This window comes from Streptomyces sp. NBC_00683 (assembly GCF_036226745.1).
Classification (GTDB): Bacteria; Actinomycetota; Actinomycetes; order Streptomycetales; family Streptomycetaceae; genus Streptomyces.
This window is the reverse complement of sequence record NZ_CP109013.1, coordinates 403253-418325: the sequence shown is the minus strand read 5'-3', so window position 1 is coordinate 418325 and position 15073 is coordinate 403253. Positions and strand designations below refer to the sequence as shown.

The following is a 15073-nucleotide window of genomic DNA, read 5'->3' as shown; positions in this document are numbered from 1 at the left end:
CCCCGGGCAGGTGCCCTCGCGAGGCATCGACGACAGCGGGACGGAACCCGTGCCCGCGTCCGGCGCCCAGAGGGCCGTCCACGCTCGCTCTGTGCAACGCGGACCGGTCGATACCGACGAAGCGGGGCGAACCTTGCATAATGCGGCATCTGACGCCCCGACAAAGAGCTCACGAAGGAGACGAACCCCGTGGCTTTGAAGCGCGAAGAGCGTGAACAGTTTCTGGCCGAAGCCCATGTCGCAGCCCTGGCCGTGGACGCGGGGGAGCCCGGACGGGCTCCGCTCACCGTGCCGATCTGGTACCAGTACGAGCAGGGCGGCGACATCTGGATCATGACGGGACGGCACTCCCGCAAGGGGGTTCTGATCGCCGAGGCGGGCCGGTTCAGTCTGATGGTCGAGCGAGTCGCACCGACCATCCGCTACGTCTCCGTCGAGGGCCCCGTCACCGCGACAACACCCGCCACCCGCGAACAGCTGGTGGAGATGTCGGCGCGCTACCTTCCTGCCGAGAAGGTCGAAGGCTACGTCGACTTCGCCTGGCGGGAGCACGGCGAGCAGGTGGTCATCCACATGCGACCGCAGCGCTGGCTCAGCTCGGACCTCGGCCAGGTCTGAGCGGGATTTCCCCGGCCGGAGCGGGGCGGGCCCTCGGGGGCCGACCCCGCCCGGAGTGCTTCCACTCCCTTCAGGGAATACCCCCGGGGGGTATGTGGTTATGAGGTGTGGACACCGCAGGAACGGACCACCGGACGGGAACGGGATGAACGCCATGGACCACACCGCGCACCGTGAGGGCAGCACCCACGACCACCACGCGCACCGGAGTACGGCCGGGAAAGGGGCGGGCGGAGTCACCTGGAGGACCGCGGCCAAGGCCACGCTGCACTGCCTGACCGGGTGTGCGATCGGCGAGATCCTGGGCATGGTCATCGGCACCGCCCTGCTCTGGGGCAATGTCCAGACCATGGTTCTGGCGATCGCCCTGGCGTTCGTCTTCGGCTACTCCTTCACCCTGTTCGCAGTCCGCAAGGCGGGCCTGGACCTCAAGACCGCCGTCAAGGTGGCGCTGGCCGCGGACACGGTCTCGATCGCGGTGATGGAGCTCGTCGACAACGGCATCATCGCCCTGGTCCCCGGTGCGATGGACGCCGACCTGTCCGACACCCTGTTCTGGGCGGCGCTGCTGGGCGGGTTCGCCGTGGCCTTTCTGGTCACCACACCGGTCAACAAGTGGATGATCGGTCGCGGAAAAGGCCACGCCGTCGTCCACGCCTACCACTGACACCCCTACCACTGACATCCCGCGCACCGCAGGCGGCGCCGAGTGGGTGGGGAATGCCGGCTCGGCGCGAAGCGCCCTTGCTCAGTCGATGACCGCGGTGGCTTCGACCTCGACCAGATGGTCCGGTACGTCGAGAGCCGCGACGCCCAACAACGTTGCCGGCGGTACCGGGGTGACCCCCAGTTTCGCGGCCGCCCGGGAGATGCCGTCCAGGAGCAGGGGCATCCTGTCGGGGGTCCAGTCCACGACGTGGACCGTCAGTTTCGCCACGTCGGCGAAGGAGCCACCGACTTCGGCCAGTGCGGTGCCGATGTTGAGGTAGCACTGCTCGACCTGGGCGGCGAGATCCCCCGTGCCGACCGTGACCCCGTCGGCATTCCAGGAGACCTGCCCGGCGACGAAAACCAGTTTCGCCCCGGTCGCGATCGACACCTGCCTGTACGCGTCGACTTCCGGCAATCCGCTGGGGTTCACCAGGGTGATGGCCATGCTGCCCGCCTCCTTGTCGTGAGAGCCCGAGGGCTCATCTCCACCGGACCGGGCCGTACGCGCCGTCGGTCTCTTGTGGTTACTCAGGAACCGTAGGAGAGTGGCCGCTGACATGGAAGAACGCACTTTTCGGTGACTGGGGAACCTCATGGTGACCAAGCAGTTCAGGGGCTCGCCCGAGGAACAGGCGGACCTGACGCGCGCGGACTCCCTGGCGCGGGAGATCTTCTCGGACGTCGCCAACAAGTGGGCGCTCCTGATCATCGACGTCCTGGGTGAAGGCACGCTGCGCTTCGGTGAGGTGCGGAACGGAATCGAGGGCATCAGCCACAAGATGCTCACCCAGAACCTGCGCATGTTGGAGCGGAACGGCCTCGTCGAGCGGTGCGTGCACCCGACCGTGCCGCCACGGGTCGAGTACACCCTCACCGAGTCGGGCCGGGCACTGCGGGAGACCGTCCACAGAATGTGCGACTGGACCCACCAGTACCTCGGTCATATCGAAGCCGCCCGTCGCCGCTTCGACACGTAGACCGTCCGGACGCTCCGGATTTTCCCGGGCCCGGGGGAGTGCATCCGCTGATCCGAAGGCGCCGGAGAAGCGGACACCGAGCGGACACCTCGGCGGCAGCCCTCCGGGGTAGCGTTCGGAATAATCCGCCCCGGGTCGGCCGAGAGCCAACGCCGCCAGGCACAATTCATATGTAACCAGTCTGACGACCAAGAGGATCACCATGATCACGCTGAAGAAGGAAGACGGCCCGGCCGACCTCGACGGGGTCACGCATCTGTCCATCGGGGTCTCCTGGGACCCGACCGTCGGGGCCAGCGGAGGCATCCTGGGCAAGCTCCGGCAGAAGGCCGGAACCGATCTTGACCTGATCGCCATCGCGATGCAGGGCGCGGAGCCCGTGCGGCTGGCCGGGCTCGACTCCCTGGACCCGCTGGGCAACGGCTCCCTGGTGCACAGCGGGGACAACCAGACCGGGCGCGGCGACGGTGACGACGAGACCGTGACCGTGGATTTTGCCCGGGTGCCGTCCAACATCACGTCCGTCGTGTTCATCGCTGCCGCGTACAAGAAGCGGAGCGCCTTCCAGAACGCGCGGAACATCAGCTTCAAGGTCTACGACGCGACCGGTGGCACCACCCAGCAGGTTGCCGACATCTGGCCGAGCCTGCTCACCGATGACAACGGCTGTGCCGTGGCCAAGGCCATGCGCGAAGGGGCGGGCTGGAAGCTCCAGGTGATCAACGAGACCGGCAAGATCAAGCAGGGCGACGAGCGTGCCCTCATGCGTTTCGCCGTGAGCAAGTAGAACGTTCCGACGCTGCCGCGAGTCCCGGGGAACGACGGCGAGCAGTTCGAACTCGTCACGCGCGGAAGCCAGTTGCGTGCTCGGCCAGGGTCCGGGGGATTCCCCCGGACTCGGCCGCAGCGCGTAGTCCGCTTCGATCAGTCCGACGTACCTCCGCCGATGCCGATGCCGATGCCGACGCCGATGCGGTCCGCGGTCGTCGGCGGGTGCAGCCGTCGGCTCAACTCTCCGGACCAGCCCACGACGTCCGGCGTGGCCGCGAAGGGCGCCTCGACGGCCGGTTGAACGCCACCAGTGTGTAAGCCACCTGCGCCACACTGGACTTGGGCTCAGCTCTGACCTCCAGCAGGGCGGCAGATCCGCCCGCCGCAGTCGTAGGCACCGCCGACCGGCGTCGGCGCGCCCGGCCTCGCCCGCTTTCGAAGCCCCGGCCGGGCTACAGCTCCTGGGGCGGCAGCGGACGCTCGAAGAACGTCTCCAGCACGATGGTGGCCTGCGTCCCGCTGACGCCCTCGATCGCGTAGATCCGGCGCAGCACGTCCTGGAGCTGCTCCGTGGTCGCGGTTCTGACCTTCACCAGCAACGAGGCGCTGCCCGCGATGACGTGCGCCTCCTGGATCTCGGGCAGCGCTGCGAAGTGCTCCGCCGCATCGCCCATCCAGGCAGTCGAGTCGACCATCACGTACGCGAGCACGCCGCGCCCCACCGCCGCAGGGTCCACCTCGATCACGGTGCGCCGGATCACGCCGCGCTCGCGCAGCTTACGGACGCGCTCATGGGCGGCACCGGCGGAGAGGCCGACGGACTGGCCGAGGGCGGCATAGGGCTGGGTGGCGTCCTGCTGAAGCTGCGTCAGCAACGCACGGTCCACGTGATCCACGACACTCCATTCGGTAGGTACTTGAAAGGACCATACGCGATGCTGTGATAATCACGATGAGCCGAACACCATTCGGCTCACACTTCAGGGGAGGAACGCACATGACCACCCGACACCCCGGGTTGTACGAGTGCCTCGACGACCGCTTCCGTACCGGTCGGTGCATGAACGGCGATGACGACCTCGAGGTCCTGTACACGGGCTGCCGCTGGGCGGAGGGGCCGATCTACCTTCCGGCCTGGCGCCAGCTGATATGGAGCGACATCCCCAACGACCGCATGCTGCGCTGGGACGAGACCACCAATACCGTCAGCGTCTTCCGCGAGCCCGCCGGGCACACGAACGGCAACACCCTGGACCTCGAAGGCAGGCTCATCACCTGTGAGCAGGGCAACCGGCGGGTCACCCGCACCGAGCACAACGGCACCCTCACCGTGCTGGCCGACCGCTGGCAGGGCAGGCGCCTCAACAGTCCCAACGACGCGGCGGTGAAGTCCGACGGCTCGATCTGGTTCTCCGACCCGGACTTCGGCATCACCAGTGACTACGAGGGGTACCTCGCGGAGAGCGAGATCGGGTCCTGCAACGTGTACCGGATCGACCCGGCCACGGGCGACGTGAGCCTGGTGGCCGACTGCTTCGGCGCCCCCAACGGGCTCGTCTTCTCCCGTGACGAGCGGCAGTTGTACGTCTCCGACACCCGGGCCGGCTTCATCCGGGTCTTCGACGTCCGAGCCGACGGCCGCACACTCTCGGACGGCGAGGTGTTCGCCACGGCCGACCCCGCGGCCGGAAGCCGGTTCGACAATCTGCGCTTCGACGACGGCGGCCGTCTGTGGGTTGCCGCCATGAGCAACGGCGTGCACTGCTACGACCCGGACGGCACGCTGATCGGCCGGCTGAACGTACCGGAGACCGTGTCCAACATCTCCTGGGGCGGGGCCAAGCGAAACCGTCTCTTCATCACCGCCGAGACCAGCCTCTACTCGGTGGTCATGGCCGTCGCGGGGACGCATCCGACCGGTCCGGGGCGGCGCCCCTGGCTCGACGGGCCCTCGGCCGCCTGAGTGGGAGCAAGGGCGGGGGCCCTTGTCGCGACTGAGCCGGTGACACCCCCGCTCCCCGCTGTTCGTCGACTGCCGGATACCGTCTTGACCCTCACACCGTGTCAGGTGGTCAGCTCGGAGACGTCATGTTCACCATCGGAGACTTCGCCAGGCACGGCCGCGTATCGGTCCGGATGCTGCGTCACTACGACGCGACCGGCCTGCTGCGTCCGGCCCATGTCGACCCCGCCACCGGCTACCGCCATTACACCGCTGCCCAGTTGGCCCGACTCAACAGGGTGATCGCGCTCAAGGACCTCGGCTTCACTCTCCAGCAGGTGCGGGACATCGTGGACGAGAAGGTCACCACGGAGGAACTGCGGGGCATGCTGCGGTTGCGGCGGGCCGAACTGGAAACCGCGGTGGCCGCGGCAGGGGCGCGGTTGGTGCAGGTCGAGGCGAGGCTCCGGGCGATCGAGAGTGAGGGGCGCATGCCCACGAACGATGTTGTCATCAAGGCCGTTCCCGCGGTGCGGGTGGCGGAGCTGACCGCGACTGCCGCGAGTTTCGAGCCCGAGGCGATCGGCCCGGTCATCGGGCCGCTCTACGACGAGCTGTTCCGGCGCCTGGGCGCGGCGGGTATCACCCCGACAGGACCCGGGGTCGCCTACTACGAGGACGCTCCGGAAGGCGACGGCCGGATCAGCATCCATGCCGCCGTCCAGGTATCCGCGCCCCTTCAGGACGGCGTCGTCCGGGTCCTCGACCTGCTGCCCCTCGACCGGGCGGCGACCATCGTCCACCGCGGCTCGATGGACACCGTGGTCCCCACGGCGCAGACGTTGGCCCGCTGGATCGACGCCAACGGTTACCGGTCAGCCGGATATCCGCGCGAGATCAACCTGGAGTGCCCCGAGAACAGGGACGACTGGGTGACGGAACTCCAGGCCCCGGTGATCCCGGCCTGATTCGCCGCACGCCGCACGCCGCACGCCGCACGCCGCACGGCCGCAGTCCTGCCCCGGGATGTTCCCGCGGTTGTCAGTCGACGCTGTTCATGAAGTCCAGCATCCGGCGGTTGGTCTCTTCCGCATGGTCGATCTGCGGTCCGTGACCTGTCCCGGAGATGATCTCTGCCCGGGTCCCCGGTACCAGGCGGGGTACGCGCTCCATCTGCCGCTGCGGGTGCAGGAGCAGGCTGCGCCTGCCGAGCGCGAGGTAGAGCGGTGTGCGGACAGTGGACAACTCGTCGTCGGTCAGGGGGAGTGGGGCCGGGCGGCGGATGCGGTAGGCCCGGACGGAAGTTCTGACCATGGCGCGCAGCTCCCGCCTGACGAGGACCGGTTGATCCAGCCAGGCGGCCAGCCGTGGACGGAGGGCTCTGGGCGCGAAGGTCGCGAAGAGGCCGGCGAAGATCCAGACGAAGAAGCGCAGCCCCACCTTCTCCAGGCCGCCCGGGTCGAGCAGGGTGACCGAGGCGAGGCGGTCGGGTGTGCGGTGTGCCTGGTTCAGGGCGAGCCAGCCGCCGTACGAGGCGCCGACGAGGTGGACACGGTCGAGCCCCAGCGCGGCGAGCGTCTCGTCCAGCCACTGCGCGGCCCGTTCCGGCTGGTGGATCGGTTCGCGCTGCACACTGCGTCCAGGGTCGCCCGGGGTGTCGATGGCGTAGACGGGGCGGTCGGCGCTGAGCGCGGGGGTGTTGGGGTACCACGTGGCGGAGCAGGAGCCCGCCCCGTGCACCAGGACGACGGGGGTGCGGGACAGGGCGGCGGGGTCCTCGGGGCCGTAGCGGTAGACGTGCGTGGTCCCGAAGGTGGTCTCCACGTCCTGTTCCGCGCGTGCCGGCGCCCCCAGGGCGTAGGCCGCGTCGCAGGCCGCGAAGTAGCGGTCCCGCCAGATTTCGCTCACATAGCGGCCGACGTCGGCCTGAGGACGGACAGCGGTCTCGGACACGGGCACCTCCGGGTTCGGAACTTTTACGGTACGAACGTATCACCATGATGGTACCGCTGTATCATCAACGGTCGGTGACGGGTCACGACAGGGCCCGGCAGGGGCACATCAGCGAGACGACGAGCGGAGAACAGGCCGATGCCCAAGCGGGTGGACCATGCGGAACGCCGTACCGAGATCGCCGAGGCGCTCGTCCGGATTGCCGGGAGGCGCGGGCTACACGCCGTGGGGATGCGCGATGTGGCGGCCGAGGCGGACGTGTCACTGCGGCTGGTGCAGTACTACTTCGAAACCAAGGAGAAGCTGCTGCTCTTCGGGCTGCAGCACCTGACCCAGAGATTCGGGGAGCGGGTCGCGACCCGGATCCAGGACACCGTGGACAGCCCCGGCCCGCGCGCCACGATCGAGGCGCTGCTGAATGCGGCCCTGCCCACCGACGAGGAGAGCCGCACATTCCACTTCGTGTACACCTCGTACGCCATGCTGGCCGTCAACGACCCCGCACTTGCCGCCCAGCCCTTCATCAAGGACCCCGACGCGGCCGAGGACGCCGTGACCGAACTCCTCCTGCGGGCACAGGAGGCGGACCTGCTCCGGCCCGGTGTGGACCCACGGCTGGAGGCGGCCGGTCTGCTCGCCATGTCCGCAGGACTCGGCACGGGCATCCTCGTCGGCCAGCGCAGCGCCGAGTCGGCCGTCGCGGTCCTGGACCACACCCTGGACCGGATCTTCCGGGACGGTGGGCGCGGCCTCCTGGCTCGGCCGACGGACGAGTGACGTCGGGTTGTGTGGACGTCCACGTACGAGCGCGGCGACGGCGATCACCCGCACGCAGGGTCCCCGGAGGCTGGAGGGACGTGTGGGGGACCTGTGCAAGGCCATCGAACCGAGCCTCGCGGACCGGATCGTTCACCGGGTCGCGGAGACGTCTACGCCATGGGCCACGGCGACGCGATCGCCTGGAACGCCGGGTCCGCTGTCTTCGGCATCACAGTCGGCCGCTTCAGCAAGCAGCACGGCAAAGGCGAACTTGCCGAGGACGACGCCTACCCGGCCGTCGTCCCGGCTGACAATGCTCCCATCGGGTGTGCGCGGTGGGAGCACCTGTCGTCGTCTCGGGCCGGGCGCCAGGCCGAAGCCCTCCCGGCGGCGACGCTCAGGATCCGCCGAGGCCGGTGCAGTACGTGATCGTCGCATCGTCCGCTGCCACCGCGTGGCGAGCCTCCGCCCGCCGGACACGACGCACGACTTCGGCGGGTCCGCTCGACGACAGGAGAGCCATGGCTCCCGGCCAGTCGGTGAGCCCGAACCGGTCCACGATGCGGCTGGCCCCGTTGCTGAGCAGGGCGGCAGCGGTCAGATCGAGGGCCGGGCAGCTTCCGGTTACCGCCTCGTCCGCCGCACGCGGGTCGTTCTTGGCCACCCAGAAGCCGCCCGCCCGGTTCCGGTTGGCGCGCAGGTCCCGCAGGACCCCGTGGTACTCCTCGCTGCCCTCCGGGGCGGCCTCGAGCGCGGGCAGGAACGACCGGCTGATGGTCACCTCCCGGGGGTCGGTCACGACGAGCGGCGCACCGTCCGCTCTGTCGAGTACGACGAAGGAGTCACCGAGCACCAGGTACTCGATGAGTCCGTCGGACACGCGCAGGACGGCCACGGTCGCAGAGGGGGCGATGGGGTCGGCGACGTCGCAGGTGTCACGGTGATCGTCCGTCACCTGCTCGATGGCCTCTGCGAGCAACGCCGGGAGACTCCGGTACCGCACGAGTGACAGGAGGCCGAGGAGTCTGCCTCCGAGACGGCTCGCGTACCAGGCCACGCCGTGCCGACACGTCGCTTCCGAGCCGGGGATGCCGGCGCCGTCGATCAGCACCGCGGCCGTCGGTACGGCGCCGGTGAAGTCCTCGTTCGCACGGCCGGCATGCGCCGCGGCGCTCGTCATCGATACCCGCATGGCCCGCAGACGCCTCCTGTCGATGGAGGCGTCGACAGTAGCAACCGCCCGTGCAATCAGGCGTTTTGTGCTCCGAAGCTGATCAACTCCCCATGAGTTTTTCCTCGTTGAGGACAAAGTATGGACGGTTCGGTGCGATGTTCGTACGCTGGGCGTCGATTTCGCGCGGCAGACCGCTTGCAACGGAGCGGAACGCCATCGCACCACTCGTACGTGCACGAACTCCACTCCGCGGACGCGGGCCGCCCCGGTCGCGCCGCACCGCAGCGCCCAGCAGGAGGAAGAGTGACGCCACGCAAGTACCCGAACCTCCGTAGTCATCGCCCCAGAGCACGAAGAATCACCGGGCTGCTCCTCTCGGTGCTTCTCACCAGCGGCCTCGCCGCCGGCACCGCCGGTGCGGACGAGAGGCCGTTCGCGGACCTGCCGCCCCAGGAACCCGGTGTCACACTCCGCGTCTTCGACATTCAGTCCCCGCTGGACGCACTCTGCGACCTCAAGCCCGCCCAGACACCCAACGTCGACAAGCTGATCCCGACAGCCGACTGGTCCTCCACCGACGGCTTCGGATTCACCGACAACTTCGTCTCGCAGATCATCGGCAACATCAACGTCCCCGCCGACGGCACGTACGCCTTCCGTCTGATCAGTGACGACGGCTCCCGCCTCCTCATCGGCGACCAGCAGGTCATCGACCACGACGGACTGCACGGCGCCGAGCCCAAGGACGGTGAGATCGCCCTCGCCCCCGGTTACCACGCCCTGCACATCGACCACTTCGACCGCGGCGGCGGCCAGCAGGTCACCCTCCAGTGGAAGCCGCCGGGGGCATCCGACTTCACCCTCGTCCCGAACTCCGTGCTCAGTACCGACGCCGGTGTCGTCCGGGTCACGGCCCCCGGACGCAAGGAGTGCGAAGGCACCTACGACACCCCCGGCGACGGCCTCCCGCTCACCTCGGTCAACCCCGGCTACACCCTCACCGACCTGCGCCCCGCCGGCTTCGAGCCCCAGGTCTCCGCGATGGACTGGCTGCCGGACGGCAGACTCGCCGTGACCACCTGGGGCGGCAGCACCGAGACCAAGGGAGAGGTGTACGTCCTCGACCACGTCACGGGAGACACCGGCCCGGAGAAGGTCACGTACAAGAAGATCGCCGGCGGCCTCAGGGAGCCGATGGGGATCAAGTACGTCGACGGGAAGCTGTACGTCTCGGAGAAGCACCAGCTGACCGAGCTGTCGGACATCGAGGGCGACAACACGGCAGGCGAGATCCGCAAGGTCGCCGAGTGGCCATACGGAGGGAACTTCCACGAGTTCGCCTTCGGCCTGCTCTACGAGGACGGGAACTTCTATCTGAACCTGTCCGTCGCCATCAACTACGGCGGTGCGACGACCGATCCGCAGCCGGCCGCGAACCGTGGCACCACCATCAAGGTCAACAAGGCCACAGGAAAGGTCAGTTACCTGGCCGGTGGCTTGCGCACACCGAACGGGATCGGACGCGGCCCCGAGGGGGAGCTGTTCGTCACCGACAACCAGGGCGGCTGGCTGCCCGCCTCCAAACTGGTCCACGTCAAGCAGGACCGGTTCTTCAACCACTACACCAACCCGGACGGCCCGTTCGACGACCGTACGGTCACCAAGCCGGTGCTGTGGCTGCCGCAGAACGAAATAGCCAACTCGCCCAGCACACCGATGCTGTTGAAGAAGGGACCCTTCGCTGGGCAGCTGCTCTTCGGTGACGTCACCTACGGCGGAATCCAGCGCGCCGACCTCGAGAAGGTGGACGGCGAGTACCAGGGCGCGGTGTTCCGGCACACGCAGGGTCTGGAAGCAGGCATCACCCGGATCAGCACCGGGCCGGACGGCGCCATCTACGCGGGCGGCCTCGGCGCCGACGGCAACTGGGGTCAGGAAGGCAAACTCCGCTTCGGCCTCCAGAAACTCACACCGAACGGCAAGAGCGTCTTCGACATCAAGACCATGCGCGCAACCCGCGACGGCTTCGAACTCAGCTACACCAAGCCCCTGTCGGAGGAGACCGTCGCCAAGCTGACGAGCGGCGCCTACTCGGTCGAGCAGTGGCGCTACGTCCCCACCCCGGCGTACGGGGGCCCGAAGGTCGACGAGGAGAAGCTCCCCGTCGCGGCCGCCCAGGTCTCCGACGACCGCCGCACGGTCAGGATCACCGTGCCCGGCCTGAAGACCGACCGGGTGGTGCACGTACGCTCGCCGCGCCCGTTCGCCTCCGCGGACGGTGAGCAGCTCTGGTCCACCGAGGCCTGGTACACGCTGAACGCCCTCCCTGGCCCCGAGGCTCCCGTCACCGGGTACGACGCCGAGTCCGCGCGACTCTCCGGGGGAGCGGGCATCGACACCGAGCACGCCGGTTACACCGGGGGCGGCTTCGTCGACGGCTTCGGCACCGAGGGTGCCACCGCCACCTTCGACGTCGACGTACCCGTGAAGGGCGCGTATGACGTGGGGCTCCGCTACGCCAACGGCCCCAACCCCTTCACCGGCACCAAGACGATCGGCGTGAGCGTCAACGGCGGGCAGGCGCGGCAGACCAGCCTCCCCTCCACCGGCGCCTGGAACCGCTGGTCCACCGGGACCGAGCGGCTCGACCTGCGCAAGGGCCGCAACACCATCACCTACACCTACCGGCCCGAGGACTCCGGCCACGTCAACCTCGACATGATCGAGGTGCGCAGGCCGGGCAGCCGCATCGACCTGTTCTCCGGCGGCAGCGTCTCCACCGGCTGGCAGCACACCGACGGCCGTGGCGTCGAATGGCCGCGTACCGCCGAGAACTCCATCGAGGTGTGCTGCGGCGACATCCGCACCAAGCAGGCCTTCGGCGACTTCAGACTGCATGCCGAATTCCGGGTGCCGAAGCTGCCGGACGATGTCACCGGGCAGGATCGCGGCAACAGCGGCATCTATCTCCAGGAGCGGTACGAGCTCCAGATCCTGGACTCGTTCGGAGTGGAGAAACTCGCCGCGAACGAGGCCGCGTCCCTCTACAACAAGAAGGCCGCCGACCTGAACGCGGCGACCGCTCCCGAGACCTGGCAGACGTACGACATCGACTTCCGCGCGGCCCGTTTCGACGCCGCGGGCAAGAAGACCGACGACGCCAGGATCACTGTCGTGTGGAACGGCAAGAAGGTCCACGACAACGTGGCCATCGACGGCCCGACCGGGGCCGGTGACGCCGAATCGGCATCGGCAGGCGCGATCCGGCTCCAGGACCACGGCAACAAGGTCCGCTTCAGGAACCTCTGGATCGAACCGCTCGGCTGACAGCAACCGGGGCGGTCCAGTGACGCAACCGGTCACTGGACCGCCCCGGCATCAGGCCGCCGGGACGGTGCGGCGCAGACCGGTCACCTTGGAGGCGGGCAGGCGTCCGGCCTTGGAGGTGCCGACAAGAGTGTCGCCGTCGACCTCCAGGGCGAAGACCAGGTTCACACGCATGGGCCTGGTGACGGCCTGCTTCCAGGTGAGCCGGTCGCCGTCGAGGGCGACGTCGCTGAGCGGGACCTCCTCTCCCGCCCCGTGGGCGACTCCGGTCAGGACACCGTCCCTGTCGAGGAGTTCGACCACGGCCTCGATCCTTCCGATGGGCGTGGAGATGGACAGATCCCAGGTGCCTTCGACGTGCATGTCTTCTTCTCTTCCTGACGGGTGTGCTGCATGACAGAGGGGGAGGGTGGTCAGAGGCCGGTGGGTATCGGGCCCTCGTTGCGCCAGACCGTGCCGCGGCGCTCGTGGGCGAACAGTTCCTCGACGGCGTGGGCGATCCGGGGGCCCACCTCGCGCTCCAGGAGGTAGAGGCCGAGGTCGAGCCCGGAGGTGACGCCGGCACCGGTGACGACGTCTCCGTCGTCGACGACGCGCGCCCTCACCGCGTGGACACCCGTGGCGTCGAGCATGTCCAGGCCCATGTGATGGGTGGTGGCGTGGCGTCCTTCCAGCAGGCCGGCCATCGCCAGGACGAGCGATCCGCCGCACACCGCGCCGACGACCACCCGGGGGTCGTCCATCGCCGCCTTCAGAAGCGCGGGCAGCTCGGTGGTGAGCGTGCGGCCCAGCAGTACCGGGATGAATGCGTCCTGTTCCCACTCACCCGCACCGGCGTCATGGTCGGGGACCTCGCCGGGCACTCCGACGCGGCCCGAGGCGCCGGGAACCAGGATCAGGTCCGCCCCTGCGGGGTCGAGTGCGGCAGTGGCGCGCAGCGCCAGGGCTCCGGTGCCGCTGACCACCTCGCGCGGCCCTTCGGCGGAGACGAGTTCCACGCTCACCAGGCCGCCGGATGAGGTGCCGCCGGCGTACAGCACTTCGTAGGGCGCGATGACATCGAGAGGGTCGAAACCATCGAACAGGACGATCTGGGCGCGCATGGGTGGGGTCCTCCGGGTCCGGCCGGCCCGGTCGGCGCCGGGTTCACCCTTGACGCTAGCCAGCTGCCACTCCGCCTCCCAGAGGCATTGATGACACCCTCCAACGGAATAACGCCAAATCCAGGAGCGACCTTCTGACCTGGGGAATCAGAGATTGTCCGGCGCTGGATCCCGAGACTGCCAACCGGTGGATCAGTTCATTCCGGTCATACGGAGAGGTACCTTCTGGGCATGCATACTGTCGCCGTCCTCGCCCTGGACCAGGTGATCCCGTTCGACCTCTCCACCCCCATCGAGGTCTTCACGCGCACCCGTCTCCCGGACGGCCGCCCCGGATATCAGATCCGGGTGTGCGCGGAGCAGCCGGAGACCGACGCGGGCGCGTTCACCCTGCGCTCACCCTGGGGGCTGGAGGGCCTCAAGGGTGCGGACACGATCATCGTGCCCGGTACCGCCCGGCCCACCGTCCCGCCGACTCCGGCTGTCCGCGACGCACTGCGGACGGCCGCCCAGGACGGCACGCGCATCGCTTCCATCTGCTCCGGCACGTTCCCGTTGGCCTCCACCGGGCTCCTGGACGGCCTGCGCGCCACGACCCACTGGATCGCGGCCGAACTCCTCGCCACTTCCTACCCGGACATCGAGGTCGACCCGGACGTCCTCTACGTCGACAACGGCCAGATCCTCACTTCGGCAGGCGCCGCCGCAGGCCTGGATCTGTGCCTGCACATGATCCGCAGCGACTACGGCTCCGCCGTCGCCGCCGACGCGGCCCGGCTGTCCGTCATGCCTCTGGAGCGCGAGGGCGGGCAGGCGCAGTTCATCGTCCACGACTACGCGCCCACCCCTCGGGGCAGCACTCTCGAACCGCTCCTCGCCTGGCTCCAGGAGAACCTCGGCACCGAGCTCACCCTTGCCGACATCGCCGCCCACGCCGGGGTCAGCACCCGAACCCTGATACGCCGCTTCCGCGAACAGACGGGCACCACCCCACTCCAGTGGCTCCACCGAGCCCGCATCCGCCAGGCCCAGCACCTTCTGGAATCCACCCATCACACCGTCGAACGCATTGGTGCCCAGGTCGGCTTCGGCTCACCGACCGCTTTCCGCGACCGCTTCAAGAAGTCCACCGGTGTCAGCCCTCACAGTTACCGCAGGGCCTTCAGCTGACAGGGGAGGCCCAAGGTCATCAGCGCATCAGTGTCTCGAAGCCGGAATCATCGCAGTACTGCACGACGCGGCCCTCCGCCTCGGAGTCATTGTTCTTCATCGCTGCCACCGTCGCCTCCGCCAAGGTGCGGCCTCCGCCGACTGCCTCGTCCTGGAGCGGTCGCATCGCGAGGAAAGCGTCCTGAGCGACGGCCCCGATCTCGTCGAACCCCGACGGATCCGGGGTGTCCGTGTCTGCCGCGTTCCGCGCCCTCTGCCATGTCCCGAGCTGCGTGCAGTAGTTCTCCCGCAACTCCGTCAGCCGCTGCTCGTCCTTGCCCTCGGACGAGGAGCATCCCGCCGCCACCGCCACCAGGGCGATGACAGGGACCACCGCCTTCAGTACGCGCACCACGTTGACCCCCCGGCTGAAACCGCGTCAGCTCTTCGCTGTCGCCCGCAAATCCCGCTGCAGGATACCTGCATGGGACACCTTGGTCATCGGCGGCGGTCGCCTGACCTGCCTGCGCACCGAGAGCGAGCCCACGAGAGCCGAGTCACCGGCCTTCAAGGCAGGCATGGACATCCT

General features: G+C 68.7%; 16 protein-coding genes. 9 read left to right on the top strand and 7 right to left on the bottom strand.

The genetic code is table 11. The features are described 5' to 3' along the window. Positions 1–189 precede the first annotated feature (189 nt). Both OG257_RS02065 and OG257_RS02060 read left to right on the top strand, forming a co-directional pair. Complete coding sequence (locus OG257_RS02065) at positions 190–618, top strand: pyridoxamine 5'-phosphate oxidase family protein (protein WP_329204293.1); 429 nt, start codon at positions 190–192, stop codon at positions 616–618. Positions 619–772: 154 nt separating this feature from the next. Next, entirely contained in the window at positions 773–1285 is a 513-nt protein-coding gene (locus OG257_RS02060; RefSeq protein WP_329204292.1) for a DUF4396 domain-containing protein, read from the top strand. Positions 1286–1366: 81 nt separating this feature from the next. On the opposite strand, the gene OG257_RS02055 is transcribed toward OG257_RS02060, so the two are convergent. Further along, the gene (locus OG257_RS02055) at positions 1367–1774 is read right to left on the bottom strand and encodes a RidA family protein (RefSeq protein WP_329204291.1); all 408 of its coding nucleotides are present in this window, start codon (positions 1772–1774) and stop codon (positions 1367–1369) included. Positions 1775–1922: 148 nt separating this feature from the next. Between OG257_RS02055 and OG257_RS02050 the strand changes: the two genes are divergently transcribed. Continuing rightward, positions 1923–2306 (top strand): winged helix-turn-helix transcriptional regulator, encoded by a 384-nt coding sequence (locus OG257_RS02050; RefSeq protein ID WP_329204290.1) that lies wholly within the window; start codon positions 1923–1925, stop codon positions 2304–2306. A 202-nt stretch (positions 2307–2508) separates the two neighbouring features. Beyond that, positions 2509–3093 carry a TerD family protein gene (locus tag OG257_RS02045; protein ID WP_329204289.1) on the top strand — a complete coding sequence of 195 codons (585 nt, stop codon included), beginning with the start codon at positions 2509–2511 and terminating at the stop codon, positions 3091–3093. A gap of 436 nt (positions 3094–3529) precedes the next feature. On the opposite strand, the gene OG257_RS02040 is transcribed toward OG257_RS02045, so the two are convergent. Then, positions 3530–3973 carry an Lrp/AsnC family transcriptional regulator gene (locus tag OG257_RS02040; RefSeq protein ID WP_329204288.1) on the bottom strand — a complete coding sequence of 148 codons (444 nt, stop codon included), beginning with the start codon at positions 3971–3973 and terminating at the stop codon, positions 3530–3532. A gap of 101 nt (positions 3974–4074) precedes the next feature. On the opposite strand from OG257_RS02040, the gene OG257_RS02035 reads away from it, so the two are divergent. After that, on the top strand, positions 4075–5040 hold the full coding sequence (locus OG257_RS02035; RefSeq protein ID WP_329204287.1) for an SMP-30/gluconolactonase/LRE family protein: 966 nt from the start codon (positions 4075–4077) through the stop codon (positions 5038–5040). Positions 5041–5165: 125 nt separating this feature from the next. After that, positions 5166–5987, top strand: coding sequence for a MerR family transcriptional regulator (locus OG257_RS02030; RefSeq protein WP_329204286.1), 822 nt, complete (start codon positions 5166–5168; stop codon positions 5985–5987). A 73-nt stretch (positions 5988–6060) separates the two neighbouring features. On the opposite strand, the gene OG257_RS02025 is transcribed toward OG257_RS02030, so the two are convergent. Next, positions 6061–6972 carry an alpha/beta fold hydrolase gene (locus OG257_RS02025; RefSeq protein WP_329204285.1) on the bottom strand — a complete coding sequence of 304 codons (912 nt, stop codon included), beginning with the start codon at positions 6970–6972 and terminating at the stop codon, positions 6061–6063. Between the two features lie 138 nt (positions 6973–7110). Between OG257_RS02025 and OG257_RS02020 the strand changes: the two genes are divergently transcribed. Next, the gene (locus OG257_RS02020) at positions 7111–7749 is read left to right on the top strand and encodes a TetR/AcrR family transcriptional regulator (RefSeq protein ID WP_329204284.1); all 639 of its coding nucleotides are present in this window, start codon (positions 7111–7113) and stop codon (positions 7747–7749) included. Positions 7750–8128: 379 nt separating this feature from the next. Here the strand turns inward: OG257_RS02020 and OG257_RS02015 are convergent, their stop codons facing one another. Further along, positions 8129–8923 carry an integrase gene (locus OG257_RS02015; protein WP_329204283.1) on the bottom strand — a complete coding sequence of 265 codons (795 nt, stop codon included), beginning with the start codon at positions 8921–8923 and terminating at the stop codon, positions 8129–8131. 285 nt (positions 8924–9208) lie between these two features. On the opposite strand from OG257_RS02015, the gene OG257_RS02010 reads away from it, so the two are divergent. After that, positions 9209–12232, top strand: coding sequence for a family 16 glycoside hydrolase (locus OG257_RS02010; RefSeq protein ID WP_329204282.1), 3024 nt, complete (start codon positions 9209–9211; stop codon positions 12230–12232). Between the two features lie 51 nt (positions 12233–12283). On the opposite strand, the gene OG257_RS02005 is transcribed toward OG257_RS02010, so the two are convergent. Beyond that, positions 12284–12595, bottom strand: a complete 312-nt coding sequence (locus OG257_RS02005) for a hypothetical protein (RefSeq protein ID WP_329204281.1) — start codon at positions 12593–12595, stop codon at positions 12284–12286. A 50-nt stretch (positions 12596–12645) separates the two neighbouring features. Then, positions 12646–13335 carry a DJ-1/PfpI family protein gene (locus tag OG257_RS02000; protein ID WP_329204280.1) on the bottom strand — a complete coding sequence of 230 codons (690 nt, stop codon included), beginning with the start codon at positions 13333–13335 and terminating at the stop codon, positions 12646–12648. A 231-nt stretch (positions 13336–13566) separates the two neighbouring features. On the opposite strand from OG257_RS02000, the gene OG257_RS01995 reads away from it, so the two are divergent. Next, complete coding sequence (locus OG257_RS01995) at positions 13567–14505, top strand: GlxA family transcriptional regulator (protein ID WP_329204279.1); 939 nt, start codon at positions 13567–13569, stop codon at positions 14503–14505. A 19-nt stretch (positions 14506–14524) separates the two neighbouring features. Here the strand turns inward: OG257_RS01995 and OG257_RS01990 are convergent, their stop codons facing one another. Next, on the bottom strand, positions 14525–14899 hold the full coding sequence (locus OG257_RS01990) for a hypothetical protein (protein WP_329204278.1): 375 nt from the start codon (positions 14897–14899) through the stop codon (positions 14525–14527). Between the last annotated feature and the right edge of the window lie 174 nt (positions 14900–15073).